Source organism: Dysosmobacter sp. Sow4_B12 (assembly GCF_052116665.1).
Taxonomy (GTDB): domain Bacteria; phylum Bacillota; class Clostridia; order Oscillospirales; family Oscillospiraceae; genus Oscillibacter.
Genome location: NZ_JBQKKR010000001.1, coordinates 437,435 through 455,205, shown reverse-complemented (window position 1 = coordinate 455,205; position 17,771 = coordinate 437,435). Strand labels below are relative to the sequence as shown.

18 protein-coding genes are annotated in these 17,771 nt (G+C 60.0%); 7 read left to right on the top strand and 11 right to left on the bottom strand.

Going from position 1 to position 17,771, the window contains the following annotated elements; all coding sequences use genetic code 11:
* Positions 1-557: 557 nt before the first annotated feature.
* Positions 558-1,772 carry a diaminopropionate ammonia-lyase gene (gene dpaL, locus ACTQ4R_RS02395; protein ID WP_441625472.1) on the top strand — a complete coding sequence of 405 codons (1,215 nt, stop codon included), beginning with the start codon at positions 558-560 and terminating at the stop codon, positions 1,770-1,772.
* Positions 1,773-1,822: 50 nt separating this feature from the next.
* Here the strand turns inward: dpaL and trmD are convergent, their stop codons facing one another.
* From trmD to ylxM, 6 genes are all read right to left on the bottom strand, one after another.
* On the bottom strand, positions 1,823-2,590 hold the full coding sequence (trmD, locus tag ACTQ4R_RS02390) for a tRNA (guanosine(37)-N1)-methyltransferase TrmD (RefSeq protein WP_441625470.1): 768 nt from the start codon (positions 2,588-2,590) through the stop codon (positions 1,823-1,825).
* Entirely contained in the window at positions 2,580-3,086 is a 507-nt protein-coding gene (gene rimM, locus ACTQ4R_RS02385) for a ribosome maturation factor RimM (protein WP_441625468.1), read from the bottom strand. Before rimM ends, trmD begins: the two co-directional genes overlap by 11 nt.
* Before the next feature lie 369 nt (positions 3,087-3,455).
* Entirely contained in the window at positions 3,456-3,686 is a 231-nt protein-coding gene (locus ACTQ4R_RS02380) for a KH domain-containing protein (protein WP_325195574.1), read from the bottom strand.
* Between the two features lie 15 nt (positions 3,687-3,701).
* A complete protein-coding gene (gene rpsP, locus ACTQ4R_RS02375) occupies positions 3,702-3,944 on the bottom strand; it encodes a 30S ribosomal protein S16 (RefSeq protein WP_235221068.1) in 243 nt (80 codons plus the stop codon).
* A gap of 76 nt (positions 3,945-4,020) precedes the next feature.
* Positions 4,021-5,385, bottom strand: a complete 1,365-nt coding sequence (gene ffh, locus ACTQ4R_RS02370) for a signal recognition particle protein (protein ID WP_441625465.1) — start codon at positions 5,383-5,385, stop codon at positions 4,021-4,023.
* Between the two features lie 3 nt (positions 5,386-5,388).
* Positions 5,389-5,754, bottom strand: a complete 366-nt coding sequence (ylxM, locus tag ACTQ4R_RS02365; protein ID WP_441625463.1) for a YlxM family DNA-binding protein — start codon at positions 5,752-5,754, stop codon at positions 5,389-5,391.
* 229 nt (positions 5,755-5,983) lie between these two features.
* Between ylxM and ACTQ4R_RS02360 the strand changes: the two genes are divergently transcribed.
* From ACTQ4R_RS02360 to folD, 6 genes are all read left to right on the top strand, one after another.
* Positions 5,984-7,225 carry a DUF819 family protein gene (locus ACTQ4R_RS02360; RefSeq protein WP_441625461.1) on the top strand — a complete coding sequence of 414 codons (1,242 nt, stop codon included), beginning with the start codon at positions 5,984-5,986 and terminating at the stop codon, positions 7,223-7,225.
* A 60-nt stretch (positions 7,226-7,285) separates the two neighbouring features.
* Positions 7,286-8,260 (top strand): dipeptidase, encoded by a 975-nt coding sequence (locus tag ACTQ4R_RS02355; protein WP_441625459.1) that lies wholly within the window; start codon positions 7,286-7,288, stop codon positions 8,258-8,260.
* Positions 8,261-8,333: 73 nt separating this feature from the next.
* The gene (yfmF, locus tag ACTQ4R_RS02350; protein ID WP_441625457.1) at positions 8,334-9,602 is read left to right on the top strand and encodes an EF-P 5-aminopentanol modification-associated protein YfmF; all 1,269 of its coding nucleotides are present in this window, start codon (positions 8,334-8,336) and stop codon (positions 9,600-9,602) included.
* Positions 9,599-10,864 carry an EF-P 5-aminopentanol modification-associated protein YfmH gene (gene yfmH / locus ACTQ4R_RS02345; RefSeq protein ID WP_441625455.1) on the top strand — a complete coding sequence of 422 codons (1,266 nt, stop codon included), beginning with the start codon at positions 9,599-9,601 and terminating at the stop codon, positions 10,862-10,864. Before yfmF ends, yfmH begins: the two co-directional genes overlap by 4 nt.
* 40 nt (positions 10,865-10,904) lie before the next feature.
* Positions 10,905-11,849 (top strand): prolipoprotein diacylglyceryl transferase, encoded by a 945-nt coding sequence (gene lgt, locus ACTQ4R_RS02340; RefSeq protein WP_441625453.1) that lies wholly within the window; start codon positions 10,905-10,907, stop codon positions 11,847-11,849.
* Entirely contained in the window at positions 11,833-12,675 is an 843-nt protein-coding gene (gene folD / locus ACTQ4R_RS02335) for a bifunctional methylenetetrahydrofolate dehydrogenase/methenyltetrahydrofolate cyclohydrolase FolD (protein ID WP_441625451.1), read from the top strand. The genes lgt and folD overlap by 17 nt, the downstream gene beginning before the upstream one ends.
* Positions 12,676-12,731: 56 nt before the next feature.
* Here the strand turns inward: folD and ACTQ4R_RS02330 are convergent, their stop codons facing one another.
* From ACTQ4R_RS02330 to ACTQ4R_RS02310, 5 genes are all read right to left on the bottom strand, one after another.
* Positions 12,732-13,394: a phosphatase PAP2 family protein gene (locus ACTQ4R_RS02330; RefSeq protein ID WP_441625449.1), complete on the bottom strand. Its 663-nt coding sequence runs from the start codon at positions 13,392-13,394 to the stop codon at positions 12,732-12,734.
* Positions 13,395-13,540: 146 nt separating this feature from the next.
* Entirely contained in the window at positions 13,541-13,786 is a 246-nt protein-coding gene (locus tag ACTQ4R_RS02325) for a hypothetical protein (RefSeq protein ID WP_441625447.1), read from the bottom strand.
* A 218-nt stretch (positions 13,787-14,004) separates the two neighbouring features.
* Positions 14,005-14,994, bottom strand: coding sequence for an ABC transporter permease (locus tag ACTQ4R_RS02320; protein ID WP_441625445.1), 990 nt, complete (start codon positions 14,992-14,994; stop codon positions 14,005-14,007).
* Positions 14,991-16,100, bottom strand: coding sequence for an ABC transporter permease (locus ACTQ4R_RS02315; RefSeq protein WP_441625443.1), 1,110 nt, complete (start codon positions 16,098-16,100; stop codon positions 14,991-14,993). Before ACTQ4R_RS02315 ends, ACTQ4R_RS02320 begins: the two co-directional genes overlap by 4 nt.
* Positions 16,097-17,656, bottom strand: a complete 1,560-nt coding sequence (locus ACTQ4R_RS02310; RefSeq protein ID WP_441625441.1) for an ABC transporter ATP-binding protein — start codon at positions 17,654-17,656, stop codon at positions 16,097-16,099. Before ACTQ4R_RS02310 ends, ACTQ4R_RS02315 begins: the two co-directional genes overlap by 4 nt.
* Positions 17,657-17,771 lie beyond the last annotated feature (115 nt).

Genomic DNA, 17,771 nt, shown 5'->3' with positions numbered 1-17,771 from the left:
CCTAAAAAGTCGATAGGCGGTTTTTGGCTGGTCGGAAAGCGGAAAACCGCGGTTTGTTTTTTGAGGAAAAACAACTTGTAACTTTTGTTACCGATCGAAAAACTGGACACAGTATACACCTAAGACCCACTTGTGTCAAGTTTTCCGGGCAAAAATGAAGTTATGTCTCCCACTTTCGGCAAAAATACGACAAGAAATAAATGGAGATAACTGGAAAACAAAACAAAGAGTTACAAAATGGTAACACAGTAGCGGCGTGAAGAGAAAGTGAAATAAAAAAAGCTTTAAACTACGGGAATTTTAAATAAATTGAAGAAAACCGGAATGTTTAATGAAGGAATAAAGAGGCTTGTGAAAATTGCACATACCAAAAAACGACCGTGAACACGCTTTTTCTCAACTGGCGAAAGCCGTCTTTTTTTCGTGGAAAAAATCAGAGGAAAAGAACCTTCGAAATTTCAAGAAAGCCCTTGACTTCCGGCTGTGCTATGGTATGATGAGAACAGAAAACTAATAAATTTTTTGGGTATCTAAAAAATTTTAGGAGGTCGGACTTTATGAGAGAAACCATCAAATGGGCGGCTAACACGATGCCTGCCAGTGATGACCGGCAGCTGCCGGTCATGTCCACTGACAATGTGGCCAAGGCCCGCGCCTTCCACCGCAGCTTTCCCCAGTATTCCATCACGCCTTTGGCAAAGCTGGATGGAATGGCCGCGCGCTTGGGGTTGGGCGGCGTGTATGTGAAGGACGAATCCTACCGCTTTGGTCTCAACGCCTTCAAGGTGCTGGGTGGTTCTTTCGCCATGGGCCGGTATATCGCCCAGCAGATGGACCGGGACGTGGGAGAGATGACCTATGCGTATCTGACCAGCGCCGATTTCCGCCGGGAGTTCGGGCAGGCCACTTTCTTCACCGCCACCGACGGCAATCACGGCCGGGGCGTGGCCTGGGCCGCCAACAAGCTGGGCCAGAAGGCTGTGGTCCACATGCCCAAGGGCAGCAGCCGGTCCCGCTTTGACAACATCGCCAAGGAGGGCGCCAAGGTCACCATTGAGGAGGTGAACTACGACGACTGTGTCCGCATGGCCGCCGCCGAGGCCGCTGAGACGGAGCACGGCGTGGTGGTCCAGGATACCGCCTGGGAGGGCTACGAGGAGATCCCCGCCTGGATCATGCAGGGCTACGGCACCATGGCCGCCGAGGCGGCCCAGCAGCTGCGCCAGCTGAGTGTCAACCGGCCTACCCATGTGTTCGTGCAGGCGGGTGTGGGCAGCCTGGCCGGCGCCGTGGTGGGTTACTTCACCAACCTGTTCCCCGATTGTCCCCCTAAGTTTGTGGTCATGGAGGCCCGGGCGGCGGACTGCCTGTACCAAGGCGCCGTGGCCGCTGACGGCGGTCCCCGCATCGTCACCGGCGACCTGCAGACCATTATGGCCGGTCTTGCCTGCGGTGAGCCCAATATCATCTCCTGGGACATTCTGCGCAACCACGTTTCGGCTTTCGTTTCCTGCCCCGACTGGGTCAGCGCCCGGGGCATGCGGATGCTGGGTGCTCCGGTCAAGGGCGATCCCCGGGTCATCTCCGGCGAATCCGGCGCCGTGGGCATGGGGCTGCTGTCCGCCATCATGGGGGATGAGGCGTACAAGGACCTGCGGGAGCTGCTGGAGCTGGACAAGAACAGCCAGGTCCTCATGTTCTCCACCGAGGGCGACACGGACCCCGACAAGTACATGAGCATCACCTGGGACGGCGAGTATCCCACGGTGTAACGTACAAGCGGAGCAGCGGCACAGCCGCTGCTCCGTTTTTCATGTGGAACTCAAGATTCTTTTCTTTCCTCAGCCAGCTCTGCCTTGGCCTCCGCCAGGACCCGGCGTTCCGCCTTGGTGGTCAACTGGGATTCATCGAACTTTTCAAACATGTCCGGCCGGCGGCGCATGGTGCGCTTGTAGCTCTCCTTCTTCCGCCAGGCAGCCACTTTGCCGTGGTCACCGGAGAGGAGAATGTCCGGCACGGCCCGGTCATGCCACACGGCGGGGCGGGAGTATTGGGGATATTCCAAAAGGCCGTTCCAGTGGGACTCCTCCTCAAAGCACTCCGCGTCCGGCAGCACACCGGGCACCATGCGGCACACGGCGTCCGCCACGGCCATGGCGGGGATCTCGCCGCCGGTGAGGACGAAATCGCCCATGGAGATCTCCTCGTCCACACACTCGTCAATGAACCGCTGGTCAATGCCCTCATAGTGGCCGCACACCAGAATGAGGTGGTCATAGCTCTCCTTCAGCTCCCGGGCCACCGCCTGGGTGAAGGTGCGGCCGCAGGGGGACATGAAAATGGTCCGCCCGGGGCCGTAGGTCTCCACGATGTGGGCCCAGCAGCGGTACAGGGGGTCCGCCTGCATGACAGCGCCCCGGCCTCCGCCGTAAGGGTAGTCATCCACCTGCATCTGCTTGTTGGTGGTGTAAGTCCGAATTTGGTGGGAGCGGATGGTGATGTAGCCCCGCTCCTGGGCCCGGCCCAGGATGCTGACGTTCAGCATGGCGTCCACGGAGTCGGGGAAGAGCGTCATGATGTCAATCTTCATCGGTGGCCATTCCCTCCCATACCTGGACCTCCATGCGGTCACGGTCCAGGTCCACAGACTTGATGAAAACATCCTTCACGGCGGGGATGAGGTACTCCTTTTTCCCTTTCACGGTGTAGACCTTGTGGGCGGGATAACTTTCCACCGCCGTCAGCTGGCCCAGCTCCTTGCCGGTGGCGGCGTCAAAGACGGTCATGCCCAGCAGCTCGTCGTCAAAGCACTCGCCTTCGGGCAGGCGGGCGTCCGCGCGGCGGATATACAGGTCCTTGTCTTTGTAGGCCAGGGCGGCGTTCATATCCTCCACGCCGGGGAACTTCATCAGCACCAGGGTCTTGTGGACGTGGTTGGCGGTGGGGCAGACAGGCTGTCCATCGATATAGAAGGTTTTAAAGCGGGTGAGAAAGGCCGGATCGCCGTCCCGGGGCTGGACCCGGACCTCGCCCCGAATGCCGTGGGCGTTGACGATGCGGCCGACTTTGATGGTTTCCAGTTTCATGGAGAAAGCTCCTTTTTCTTGATGGCAACAGTATACCCTGTTTCCGGGAAAAGGGCAAGGGGGAGACAAAAAGAGCGGGGAGCCTTGCGGCTCCCCGCTCAGTCTGTCGAAAAAGTCCATTGGACTTTTTCGACAGACTGCACAATGCCTCGCTTTTTGTCTGCTTCGCAGTCCAAAAAGCTGCCGCTGTGCGGCGCAACGGGCTGCTGCCGCAGGCTTTTGCAGGCATTCGATTCAACACGAGGGGACTCCCGCCCCCTCGTACTCCCCCTGCGAAACGGAACGCTTTTTCTCCAAACAGAAGTTTTTCGACAAGCTGAGCGGGGAGCCTTGCGGCTCCCCGCTCTTTGCCTTCCCGGGGGGAAGTGTTCAGTCCACAATGTCCACGGAAACCTTGGTTCCGGTGCGCTGGGCGTAGGAGCGGATAACGGTCCGGATCTCCTTGGCGATACGGCCCTGGCGGCCGATGACCTTGCCCATGTCGTCGGGGGCGACACGCAGCTCCAACGTCAGTTCCTGATCGCCCTGGATCTCCGTAACGGAGACGGCATCGGGATCATCCACAAGGTTTCTGGCGATGTAGAGCAGCAAGTCCTTCATGATCCGCCCTCCGGATCAGAGGACTTCCACTTTTTTCAGCAGAGCTCTGACGGTGTCGGTGGGCTGGGCGCCGGACTTGATCCAGGCCTGAGCACGCTCAGTGTCGATCTTGATCTCGGCGGGAGCCACGCAGGGATTGTAAGTGCCGATCTCCTCGATGAAGCGGCCGTCGCGGGGGAAGCGGGAATCGGCCACCACAACGCGGTAGAAAGGAGCCTTCTTGGCGCCCATGCGGCGCAGTCTGATCTTAACCATGATTTGTACCTCCAAAAATTTTAAAGTTGACTGTTATATCTATAAATGCTGTGCACTTATATACAAAAATGTTTCGCGCTTACTTGAAGCGCTTCTTGCGGCCGAAGCCGTGCATCTTGCCGCCTCTGCCACCCATCATGCCGCCCATGCGGCCCTTGGACATCTGGCGGGTCAGCTGCTGCATCATATCGAACTGCTTCAAAAGCCGGTTTACATCCACCACTTCCAGTCCGCAGCCGGCGGCGATGCGGCGCTTGCGGCTGGCGTTTAGGATCTGGGGATTTTCCCGCTCCAGCGGCGTCATGGAGAGGATGATGGCCTCCGTGTGGGCCATGGCCTTTTCGTCAATGGTGGCGCCCTGTAATTGCCGGCCCATGTTGCCGGGCAGCATGCCGGCCAGCTGGCTCAAATCGCCCATGCTGCGGATCTGCTGGAGCTGTTCGTAGTAATCCTGGAGGGTGAAGCGGTTTTTCCGCAGCTTTTCCTCCAGCTTGGCCGCCTGCTTTTCATCGTAGGTGGCCTGGGCCTTTTCGATGAAGGACAGCATGTCGCCCATGCCCAGGATACGGGAGGCCATCCGGTCGGGATGGAAGGGCTCGATCATGTCCAGCTTTTCGCCGGTGCCCACGAATTTGATGGGCTTGCCGGTGGCAGCCCGGATGGAGAGGGCGGCGCCGCCCCGGGCGTCACCGTCCAGCTTGGTGAGGATGACACCGTCGATGCCCAGCGCCTCGTCGAAGGCGGAGGCGGCGTTGACGGCGTCCTGGCCGGTCATAGCGTCCACCACCAGCAAAATTTCGTTGGGATGCACGGTGGACTTCATGCGCTTGAGTTCGTCCATCAGCGTCTCGTCCACATGGAGGCGGCCAGCGGTATCCAGGAACACCATGTCGCTGCCGTGGTCCTTGGCATGACGGATGGCGTTGGCGGCGATCTCCACAGGATCGCCCTGCCCCTGCTCAAATACCGGCAGGTCCAGCTGTCCGCCCACTACCTTCAGCTGCTCGATGGCGGCAGGACGGTACACGTCACAGGCGGTCAGCAGGGGCCGCTTGCCGTACTGGCGGCGCATGAGGCCGGCCAGCTTGGCGGTGGTGGTGGTCTTGCCGGCGCCCTGGAGACCCACCATCATGACGACGGTGGGGCCGCTGTTGGCCATGGTCAGCTTGCTGCCGGCGCCGCCCATGAGGTTGGTCAGCTCTTCGTTGACGATCTTGATGACCTGCTGGGCGGGGGTCAGGCTGTCCAGCACGTCGGAGCCGATGGCCCGCTCCGTGACGGTAGCCACGAAATCCTTGACCACCTTGTAGCCCACGTCAGCCTCCAGCAGTGCCAGACGGACCTCCCGCATGGCCTCCCGGACGTCGTTTTCCGTCAAGCGGCCCTTACCCCGGAGCTTTTTGAACGTCGCATTCAGTTTTTCGGTCAATCCTTCAAATGCCATAGCTTATTCCTTCAGCGCGGCGGCTTCGTCGCGGATGCGCTCCGCCAACTCCGTGAGCCGCTGGTCCTCGTACTGGCGGTAGTTGATGGTCTTGATCTCGGCGGCGGCGGACTGGATGGCGTCCAGATGGCTCCGCATGGCTTCAAACCGCCGGATGAGGCCGGTCTTGTCCTCCACCTCCTGCATGATGCCCTCCGCCCGGACGATGACATCCCGGACGCCCTGCCGGGAGATGCCCGCGTTTTCCGCAATCTCTGCCAGAGACAGGTCCTCATTATAATAGAGGTCAAAGAACTCCTTTTGCCGGTCCGTCAGGAGTTCCCCGTAAAAATCGTACAGCATGGTCATGCGATAAGTCTGATTTTTCATCCCGAACTCCCTTTCTGTAAAGTTTATCACCTTTACAACACGAAATAGTTTACAGGAATTTGGTGAAAAAGTCAAGGGAAATTTGCAAAGAAATTCGGGAAAATATAGGCCTTACAGAATATTTCGAATGAAGACAGCAATCATGAGGCGCAGGTGGGGCTTGCGCGGAGGACGGGGAGGGGATATACTGAGAAAAACTGTGTGTTTGACAGGAAGGAAGAAGAATATCATGATGACGAACCTGTTTCAAAGCTGGCTGGGCCGCCCCACGCTGATTGCGGCGGAGGACACCTGGTCTCTGCTGGCGCTTTTGCTGGTGTCTGTGGCCCTGTCCATCTGGTTGGAGCAAAAATACGACTGGGCTTCCAAGATCTCCGGCGCCATCATCGCCCTGTGCATTGCGCTGCTGGCCTCCAATCTCTCCATCATCCCCACCAGCTGCGTGCTGTATGACGAGATCGTTTGGGGCTACGCGGTGCCTTTGGGCATCCCCTTGCTGCTGCTCCAGTGCAACATGAAGAAGATCTGGCGGGAGACCGGACGGATGATGGTCATTTTCCTCATCGGCGCCGTCGGAACGGTGGCGGGAGCCTTCCTGGCCTATGGCCTGCTGCATTCCTACATCCCCGGACTGGAAGGCGTGGCGGCCATGATGACCGGGTCTTACATCGGCGGCGGCGTCAACTTCGCGGCCCTGGCCAAGGAGTTTGATGTGGGCGAGATCAAGGCGGCGGCCACTGTGGCGGACAATCTGCTGATGGCCCTGTACTTCTTTGCCCTCATTTTCATCGCCGGCATGCGCTTTTTCCGCAGCCGTTACACCCATCCCCACATCGATGCCGTGGCCAAAAGCGGCGACCTGGAGGGCGCCAAGACCCAGGCGGCGGCTTATTGGAGCCGCAAGGACATCTCTTTGAAAGACATCGCCATGAATTTCGCCTACGCCGTGGCGGTGGTGTACATCGCAAAGCTCATCTCCGGCTTTGTGGACGGCCTCATCCCGGACACCGGCGTGGCGCTGCACATGCTGAACACCTTCTTCGGCAGCGAATACGTGTGGATCACCACGGTCTCCATGGCCTGTGCCACCTGGGGCGAAAAGCAGGTGGCGCAGCTCTCCGGCTCCCAGGAGATCGGCACCTATCTCATTTACCTGTTCCTGTTTGTTATCGGCGTGCCGGCCTCCATCGGGGAGATCATCCGGAAAACGCCGCTACTGCTGGCTTTCACCGGCATCATGGTGGCGGTGAATATGCTGTTCTGCTTTGTGGGCGGCAAGCTGCTGCGCTTTGACCTGGAGGACATCATCCTGGCCTCCAACGCCAACATCGGCGGCCCCACAACCGCCGCCGGCATGGCCATCTCCCAGGGCTGGAGCGCTCTGGTGGGGCCTGTGATGCTGGTGGGCACCTTCGGCTATGTCATCGGCACCTACCTGGGCATCCTGGTGGGCGGCCTTTTGGGAGCGTAACAAAAACCGGCCGGCGCGTCTTTCCTGGACGCGCCGGTTCTGCTGTCGGGAGGAAACAATATGATTTTTGACGCACATTCCGACCTGTGGAGCGACGTGACGGCCCGCCGGGAGGCGGGAGAGCGGGACGTGCTGGCCCGGCGCCATCTGCCTGCCATGGCCGAAGGCGGGGTGGAGGGCTCCGTGTTTGTGCTGTGGGCGGACCCCATCGGCGGTACGGACTATGTCACCGCCACCGCCCGGCTGCTGGCAGGGGCGAAGGCGGAGCTGGCCGGGTGCGGCCAGGTACGGCTGGTACGCACTTGGGCGGAGATCGAGGAGGCCCGCCGGCAGGGGAAATTTTATATTGTTTTGGGTGTGGAGGGTATGGCCGCCATCGGGGACCGGCCCTCCGGCGTGGACTGGTACTATGCCCGCGGTGTCCGCTGGGGCATGCTCACCTGGAACGAGGAAAACGCCCTGGCTACCGGCGCCGGCGGTCCTGCCGGCAGCGGCCTTACCGCTGCGGGGCGGCAGGCGGTGCGGCGGATGGAGGAGCTGGGCATGGTAGTGGACGTATCCCATCTGAACGACGGCGGCTTCCGGGATGTGGCGGCCCTGGCCCAGGGCATCGTGGTGGCGTCCCACTCCAACTGCCGGCGGCTGTGCGATGTGCCCCGGAATCTGACAGACGACCAACTGCGCGCCATCCGGGACAGCGGCGGCGTTATCGGCGTCAACGCCTACCACGGCTTTGTCCACAAGGAGCGGCAGCACCAAAATGTGGAGATGCTGGCCCGCCATGCCGCCCATATCATTGATGTGTGCGGCGTGGAGCACCTGGGCTGCGGCTTTGACTTTTGCCAGTACTTAGGCCCTGGCAACGACCCCATCCCCGACATGACCGGCCCCGCCCAGGCGCCCCGGCTGCTGGACGCCCTGCGGCGCATGGGCCTGCGGGAGGACGAGGTGGCCCTGGTGGCCCGGGACAACTGGCTGCGGGTGCTGCGGACTGTACTGGGCGGAAACAACGCCGTGGTACAAAATAGAATTTGAATTATATGGGGATATATACTATAATATCCCCAATATCTATTTTTTAATTGTACCTGCCAAAGGAGCTGAGAATGTGGAAGTGACCAGAATCCAGCTGGGGGAGGGTGTATACCTCACCTACCTGCCGGCCCGGAAATTCAAGACCAGCCTGCTGTCCGCCCAGTTCGTGACGCCGCTGCGGCCGGAGACTGTCTCCGGCAACGCGCTGCTGCCGGCCATTCTGCGCCGGGGCACTGTCAGCTGCCCGGATTTGGGGAGCCTGTCCGCCAGACTGGATACCCTCTATGGAACCCGGATCGACTATACCGTCCGCAAAAAAGGCGAAAACCAGTGTGTGGGCTTCGTGGCCAGCTTCATCGACGACAGCTTTACCCCCGGCCGGGAAAAGCTGCTGGAGCCGGTGGCGGAGCTGTTAGGTGAGCTGGTCTGTGACCCCGTCACCCAGCACGGGCGCTTTGTGCCCGCCTATTTTGAAAGTGAAAAGACGAATCTAATCGACGCCATCCGCAGCATCGTCAACGACAAGCGGGACTATGCCGACGCCCGGCTGCTGCAGGAGATGTGCGCCGGGGAGCCTTACGGCATCAGCCGCCTGGGCAGCGAAAAGCAAGCGGAGCGCCTACAGCCTCAGAAGCTGTACGCCCAGTACGGTAAGCTCATCGCCACCAGCCAGCTGGAGCTGTTTTACAGCGGCAGCGCTGCGCTGGAGCGGGTGGAGCGGGCGCTGCGGTCCGCCTTTTCCACCCTGCCCCGGGAGGGCATCCGGGAGATCGCCCTGGCGGCGGACCACCCCAAGCCCCCGGCGCCGAAGCTGGTGGAGGAGGAGATGGACGTGACCCAGGGGAAGCTGGGCATGGGCTTCACCTGCGGCAGCGACGATACCGCCGCCCTGCTCATGGGCAACACCCTCTTTGGCGGCAGCAGCAACTCCAAGCTGTTTTTGAACGTGCGGGAGAAGCTGTCTCTTTGCTACTTTGCCTCCTCTGTCTATCACCGGCAAAAGGGCATCATCACCGTGTCCTCCGGTATTGAATTTGAAAATTATCAAAAGGCCTATGACGAGATCATGCGCCAGCTGGAGGCTGTACAAAAGGGCGAGCTGGAGGACTGGGAGCTGGAAAGCGCCCGCAGCGTCCTGCTGAGCGCCTACGCCTCCATGGGAGATTCCCAGGGCAAGATGGAGAACTTCTATATTGGACAGGCCGCCACCGGCCAGGAGGAAACGCCGGAGCTACTGGCCCGCCAGGTGCGGGAGGTATCCCTTCAGCGGATCATGGACGCCATGGCCACCGTGTCTTTGGACACGGTGTACTTCCTAAAGGGAAAGGAGGCGCAGGCATGAAACAGACCTTTTATGAGCGCATCGGCGAGGCGGTCTGCCGGGAGACGCTGCCCAACGGCCTGCGCATCAACATTGTGCCCAAGCAGGATTTTGCCAAGAGCTACGCGTTTTTTGCCACCCGCTACGGCGGCATGGACACCCGCTTCTGCCTGAACGGAAAATGGCTGGATACTCCGGCGGGCATCGCCCACTATCTGGAGCACAAGATGTTCGACACTAAGGAGGGCAACGCCCTCCAGGAGCTGGCGAAAAACGGCGCGGAGCCCAACGCCTTCACCTCCAACGCCATCACCGGCTATTACTTTGATTCCACCACCCATTTTGAGGAGAATCTGGAGATCCTGCTGTCCTTCGTGTCCGTGCCCTATTTCACGGAGGAGAGCGTTGCCAAGGAGCAGGGCATCATCGGCCAGGAGATCCGCATGATCGAGGACAACCCCGACTGGCAGATCTACACCCGGATGATGAAGGCTCTGTATTCCACCAGCACTGCCCGGACCTCCATCGCCGGCACGGTGGAGAGCATCTCCCACATCACGGCGGAGACCCTGTATGACTGCCACAAGGCCTTTTACACCCCGTCCAACATGGTGCTCACCGTGGTGGGCAACGTGGACCCGGTCCATGTGGTGGATATTGCCCGGCGGGTCCTGCCCCGGGAGGGGGGCCCTGTTATCCCCCGGGATTACGGTACGGAGCCTGCGGCGGTGGCGGAAAAGGAAACCAAGCTCACCATGGAGGTGTCCTGCCCCCAGTTTTTGACGGGCTTCAAGTGCACCCCCGTGGATGATGGCGAGGATTACATGCGCCAGAGCCTCATCGGCGACATGGCCTGTGACATCCTGCTGGGCGATTCCAGCCCCCTGTACCTGCGGCTCTATGACCAGGGCCTCATCAACACCAGCTTTGGCGGTGCCTTTGAAATGATGCCCGGCGTGGCGTACCTGTATGCCGGCGGCGACAGCAAGGATGCCCGTGCCGTTGCGGCGGAGATCCAGAAGGAAGCGCGACGGCTGACGGAGGAGGGCATCAACGAGGATTTCTACCAGCGGGTGCGGCGGGCGTCCTTCGGCTCCAACCTCCGGGGCTTGAACTCCTTTGAAAATATTGCCGTGTCCCTGTCGGAGGGATACTTCCATGGGTATGACCCCTTCCGGTTCCCCCAGGTATTCGACACCATCACGAAAGAAGACATCACGGCGTTCCTGCGGGAGAACCTGACCGAGGACCGGGCGGTCCTCAGCGAGATCGTGCCCAAGTGACCCAAGAAAGGAAGTAACCCAATTGACAGCTTTGAGTAATATGCCTATCAGCTTTCCCGGCCTGTTCGGCGACTGGGAGTGCAACATCGACCCCATCGCCATCCACATCGGCCACGGTGTGTACTGGTACGGTATCATCCTGGCCCTGGGCATGCTGGCGGGACTGCTGCTTTGCATGAAGCAGGCCAAGCGCTTCGGCTTGACGGAGGACAACGTGCTGGACATGGTGCTGTGGGCGGTACCCGCCTGCATCGTCGGCGCCCGGTTGTACTATGTACTGTTTTATCTGGACCTGTACCGCAGGGCGGACGGCAGCCTGGACTGGGGCAGCATGATCGCCGTGTGGGATGGCGGCCTCGCCATTTACGGCGCCGTTATCATGGGCTTTGTGGTGGCGGTCCTGTATACCCGGAAAAAGAAGATCAAGCTCTGGGCCATGACGGACCTGTGCGTCCTGGGCCTGCTGATCGGCCAGACTATTGGCCGGTGGGGCAATTTTGTCAACCGGGAAGCCTTCGGCACCGAGACGACGCTTCCCTGGCGCATGCGCCTGTGGACCAGCGCCTACCAGTATATCGAGGTCCACCCCACCTTTTTCTATGAGAGCTTGTGGAACCTTATCGGACTTTTGCTGCTGCTGTTTGTGATCACAAAGGGCCGTCGGTTCGACGGGGAGAACACCTGCTTTTATTTCCTGTGGTACGGACTGGGCCGCACCTGGGTGGAGAGCCTGCGGACGGACAGCCTGTACCTGTTCGGCTGGACCTTTATGGGCTCGCCCATTCGGGTCTCCCAGGCGCTGAGCATCGTGATGGTGCTGGTATCGGCCTGCGCACTGCTTGTCAACCTGCGTTTTCGGCATCACGACCCGGCGGAGCTGCTGGTAAACCAGGTGGCCGCAGCCGCGGCGGAATCCGCGGAAGAAGAGGAATATCCGGCCCCTGCGGCGGAACAGGAGGAAACAGACAATGGCAGTGAGAATTGACGGCAAGGCCCTGGCGGCCAAGGTAAAAGCCCGGGCGGCGGAGGGGGCGAAGGACCTGCCCCGAAAGCCCGGCCTGGCGGTGATCCTGGTGGGGGACAATCAAGCCTCCCGGGTGTATGTCACCGGAAAGGAAAAGGACTGCACCGAATGCGGCTTTTTGAGCTTTGAGCACAAGCTCCCGGCGGAGACTGGCCAGGAGGAACTGCTGGCCCTCATCGACCGGCTAAACAGAGATGAGGCGGTGGACGGCATCCTGGTGCAACTGCCTCTGCCCAAGGGACTGGACGAGGACCAGGTGCTCAACGCCATTCGTCCGGATAAAGACGTGGATTGCTTCCATCCCTTCAACGTGGGACGTCTGGTCATCGGCGACCCGGTATTCCTACCCTGCACGCCCGCAGGCGTCATGGAGATGCTGAAGGAGTATGACATCCCTGTGGCCGGAAAGCACTGTGTGGTCCTGGGCCGCAGCAACATTGTAGGTAAGCCCATGGGCGCGCTTCTGCTGCAGCAAAGCGGCACCGTCACCACCTGTCACTCCCGGACGCCGGACCTGGCTTCCTTTACCCGCCAGGCGGATATCCTGGTGTCCGCCGTGGGCCGGGTAGGCCTAGTCACCGCTGACATGGTGAAGGAGGGGGCTGTGGTCATCGACGTGGCCATGAACCGCAACGCCGAGGGAAAGCTCTGCGGCGATGTGGATTACGCCTCCGTGGAGCCCAAGGCCTCTTACATCACGCCGGTTCCCGGCGGTGTTGGCCCCATGACCCGGGCCATGCTGATGGAAAACCTGTTGGCCGCCGCCCGGCGGCACCAGGGCTGCTGAGCTTTAAATGCGAAAACCTCCGTGCCGCTTTACGGCACGGAGGTTTTTCACGATACTCAATCCCGGCCAAAGGCGGGGCGGAAACGGCGGAGCCTGTGCTGGCTGTACAGCGGCAGCCCTACCGCCAGGGCAAGCCCGATGCCGCTGGCCACATCCAGCACGGTATGCTGCTTGATCAAGAGGGTGGAAAGGCAAATGAGACACGCCAAAAGGGAGACTGCCTGCTGAAGAAGGGGCCGGTCCCGCAGGGAGGGCGTCTTTCGCACAGCCCAGGCGGCGCCGATGGCGCCCACCACATGGACGGAGGGGAACACGTTGGTGTTGGTGTCGATGGCGTACAGACTTGCTGCCAAACGGGTGAAGGGGTTATCCCGGGGCATGACCGCCGGCCGCAGGTCCTGTCCGTTGGGCACCAGCAGCCAGATGACCTCGCTGAGGAAAAAAGTTAAGGCCAAAAAGCGCATATACCGGCGGAAGCCAGCCCGGTCCTTCCGCAGCAGCCACAGGCCCACCGCCACCAGCAGCGGATACCACAGGCAATAGGGGATGACAAACCACTCGCAAAAAGGAATATGACTGTCCAGCCAGGTCTGAGTAGGCCAATAGCCGGTGACGACCACCCGCTCCATCATCAGAAACGACAGCAGGTATACCGGAAGCCACAACACATATTTCAGCTCTCCCCAGGGAAAGCGGTGTAAAGTATCTCGCAGAGCCAAGCTGCTCACCTCGTATACGGTTTTGTAATTAACGGGTAGCATAGCACACAGGCCCTGTCGAATCTATGGACAATTTGAAAACAATGTGTAAAAAAATGTGGGGAGTAAAAGGCGCCGCTGCTTTCGCAGCGGCGCTGGGAAAAGTGTCAGCGTTCTTCGCGGAAGTACGGCAAACCTAAGCTGGCAGGCGGCTGGTTTGCATCCCATACGGCGTGGCCGTATGGGAACCCTGCATGAAACTCAAATCGCCGGGCAAAGCCCGGCGATTTCAAAGCTTTGCAGGGCAAAGCGTTTGACGCGGCAAAGCCGCGGGCGGGAAAACCAGCCTGCGAAAGGAAAAAAGGCGCCGCTGCGAAAGCAGCGGCGCCGGGAAAAGTGTCAGCGTTCTTCACGGAAATACGGCAAACCTAAGCTGGCAGGCGGCTGGTTTGCATCCCATACGGCGAGCCGTATGGGAACCCTGCATGAAACTCAAATCGCCAGGCAGAGCCCGGCGATTTCAAAGCTTTGCTAGGCAAAGCGTTTGACGCGGCAAAGCCGCGGGCGGGAAAACCAGCCTGCGAAAGGAAAAAAAGGCGCCGCTGCTTTCGCAGCGGCGCCGGGAAAAGTGTCAGCGTTCTTCACGGAAGTACGGCAAACCTAAGCTGGCAGGCGGCTGGTTTTCCCGCTTTTTCCGCAGGGAGATACCGATGAGCACGGCGATGGTCACCAGATAGGGCAGCATCTTGAAAAGCTCGATAGAGTCACGGCCCAGGTCGGGAATGACCAGATACACCCAGAACAGCAGGCCAAACAGGTAAGAGCCCCAGATGGCGTTCACGGAGCGCCAGGTGGCGAAGATGACCAACGCCACGGCCAACCAGCCCAAGGACTCGATCGTGCCGTCATTGGCCCAGGTGCCCTTGATATAGTCCATGGTGTAATACAGTCCGCCAAGGCCGGAGATACCGGCGCCCACACAGGTGGCGACGTACTTATAGCGGGTGACGTTGATGCCCGCCGCGTCGGCTGTGGCGGGATTTTCGCCCACGGCCCGGAGGTTCAGGCCCTTTCGGGTGCGGTTTAGGAACCAGTTCATGGCGATGGCCACCACAATGGCAAGATACACCATGAAGCCGTAGTTAAACAGCAGGGCTCCCACAGTGCCGAGGTTGGAAAGACCGGGGATCGTGGCCCGGTACACGGCGCTGGTGGTAGCGACGGAGATCTGGCCCACGCCGCCGGCCATGGTGTTGAGGCTGCCGCCGAAGAAGTTAGCAACGCCGCCGCCGAAAATCGTCAGCGTCAAGCCGGTGACATTCTGATTGGCTCGGAGGGTGATGGTCAAGAAGCTGTACAGCAAGCCGCCCAGGGCAGAGGCCAGGAAAGCGGCAATAAAGCTCAGCAGCAGGCAGATGACAGGGGAGGGATTCGGGTTGTTGAACTCATAGAAGAATGAGGCCGCCAGACCCGAGATGCCGCCCAGGTACATGATGCCGGGAACGCCCAGATTCAAATTGCCGGACTTTTCCGTCAAGATCTCGCCAACGGAGCCGTACATAATGACGGTGCCGAAACAGACGGAGGATTGCAGCAGACGAATCAATTGTGCCAGTGTCATTTGTGCTCGGCCTCCTTTCCGCTCCGCAGGATGACGCGGTAGTTGATGAAGAACTCACTGCCCAGAATGAAGAACAGGATGATGCCGGTGATGATGTTGGAGGCGTAGTCATTCAGATTGAACTGGGAGGCGATCTGGATGGCGCCCTTCTGCAAAAATACCAGCAGCAGCGAAATGAGGATCATCACGAAGGTGTTGAACTGAGCCAGCCACGCCACGATGATGGCGGTGAAGCCGCGGCCGCCGGCGGTGGAGGTGGAGATGGTATGGCTGGAGCCGGCCACGGCGATAAAGCCCGCCAGACCGCAGATGGCGCCGGAGATAGCCATAGTGCGGACGGTGACTTTCTTCACGCTGATGCCGGCGTAGCGGGCGGTGTTCTCAGAGTCGCCCACCACGGTGATCTCATAGCCTTGCTTGGAGTATTTGAGATAGATATACATGCCGACTGTCAGCGCCAGGACCAGAATGATGTTGAGGCCGTATGCCTGGCCGAACACCTCGGGGAACCAGCCGGCTTTGGTGGCCTGGTTGATGACGCCCACGGTGTTGGAGCCCTTGGGATTTTCCCACAGGGCCACACAGTAGCTGGTCAGCTGGATGGCCACATAGTTCATCATTAGAGTGAACAATGTCTCGTTGGTGTTCCAGATGGCCTTGAAGGTGGCGGGAATGACGCCCCAAAGACAGCCGCCCAGGATGCTGGCGACTGCCATCAGCACCAGCAGCGCTGGCGTGGGGATGCTGGCGCCAAAGGCCCGCATGAAGCCTGCGGTGATGATGCCGCCGATGAGCACCTGGCCCTCGGCGCCGATGTTCCAGAATTTCATTTTAAAGGCGGGCGCCAGGCCCACACCGATGCACAGAAGCATCATGGTGTCCCGGATGGTGACCCAGGAGCGCTTGGATGTACCGAAAGCACCGTTAAAAATGGCCTCGTATACCGCCACGGGATTCAGCTTGGTAACAGCGAAAATGAAGATGCCGCTGACCACCAGGGACAAAAGAACGGCCACAAGGCGGATGGCATAGGCCTTCGGGCGGGAGATACCGTCCCGCTTGGCGATGCGGAGCAGAGGCTCCTTGGAGTTGTTGACAGTGCTCATGCCTTCTCACCCTCCTTTTTGAAACGGGTCATCAGCAGGCCCACTTCTTCCTTCGTGGTGGTGCGGGCGTCCACAACGCCGCTGACCTGGCCGCCGCAGAGGACCAGGATCCGGTCGCACAGCTCCAGCAGCACGTCCAGGTCCTCACCCACATACACCACGGCCACGCCCTTCATTTTTTGCTCTGTCAGCAGATTATAAATCGTATAGGAGGTGTTGATGTCCAGGCCCCGGACGGCATAGGCCGTCATGAGGACAGAGGGCTCCTGGGCGATCTCGCGGCCCACCAGCACCTTTTGCACATTGCCGCCGGACAGGCGGCGGACAGGGAAGGAGACGCTGGGTGTCACCACTTCCAGCTGCGCCATAACATCTTCAGCCAGCTGCTTGGGGGCTTTCCGGTCCGTAAAGGCGCCGTGTCCCTTCCGGTAGCTGCGCAGCAGCATGTTGCCGGTCATGCCTAAAGAGCCCACCAGTCCCATGCCCAGGCGGTCCTCCGGCACAAAGGCCAGGGAGACACCGGACTGCTTGATCTGCAAAGGCGTCTTTCCCACCAGCTCGATGCCGTCCTTTTCCTCCGGGTGGCCGATGGGGCGGTAGCGGATGGAGGCGCCGGGGGAGATGGGCTGCAGTCCGGCGATGGATTCCAGCAGCTCCTTCTGGCCGGAGCCGGCAATACCGGCGATGCCCAGGATCTCGCCGCCCATGGCGGTGAAGGACACATTGTCCAGCCGCTTGACGCCCATGGCGTCGTATACCGTCAAGTCCCGGACCGACAGGCGGGGAGTGGGGTCCTTGGGCTCCGGGCGGTTGATGTTCAATGTGACGGCGTGGCCCACCATCATATCCGTCAGCTTCTGGGGAGAGGTGTCACAGGTGGCCACGTCACCGATGTACTGGCCCTTCCGCAGCACCGCCACCCGGTCGGACACATCCATGACCTCGTGGAGCTTGTGGGTGATGATGACCATGGCCTTGCCGTCGGCTTTCATGTTGCGCATGACGTCGAAGAGCCGGTCCGTCTCCTGGGGCGTCAGCACGGCAGTGGGTTCATCCAGGATCAAAATGTCAGCGCCCCGGTACAGGACCTTCACGATCTCCACCGTCTGTTTTTCAGAGACGGACATATCGTAGACCTTCTTGCCGGGATCAATGACAAAGCCGTATTTCTGGCAAATGTCGGTGATGCGGGCGGAGGCGGCTTTTAAATCCAGCTTTCCCTCATCCTCCAGGCCCAGCACAATGTTTTCCGCGGCGGTGAACACGTCCACCAGCTTGAAGTGCTGGTGGATCATGCCGATGCCGCAGGCAAAAGCATCCTTGGGGGAGGCGATGGTGACAGGCTTGCCATTTACCCGAATTTCGCCCTCGTCGGGGAAATAAATGCCGGCAAGCATGTTCATGAGGGTGGTCTTGCCGCTGCCGTTTTCGCCCAGCAGAGAGAGGATCTCACCCCGCCGGATCTCCATGGAGATTCGGTCATTGGCCACCACCTTGCCGAACCGCTTTGTGATGTTTGTTAATTGAACCGCTGCAACAGTTTCCAAAAAGACCATCCTTCCCGCCGCAATGGCATAGAGTGGGAACAGCGCCGAAGACGCTCCGGCGCCCTTGAGGGATTATCTGTCGACAGTATATCATAAGTGGACTGGAATGTAAATTGAATTTACC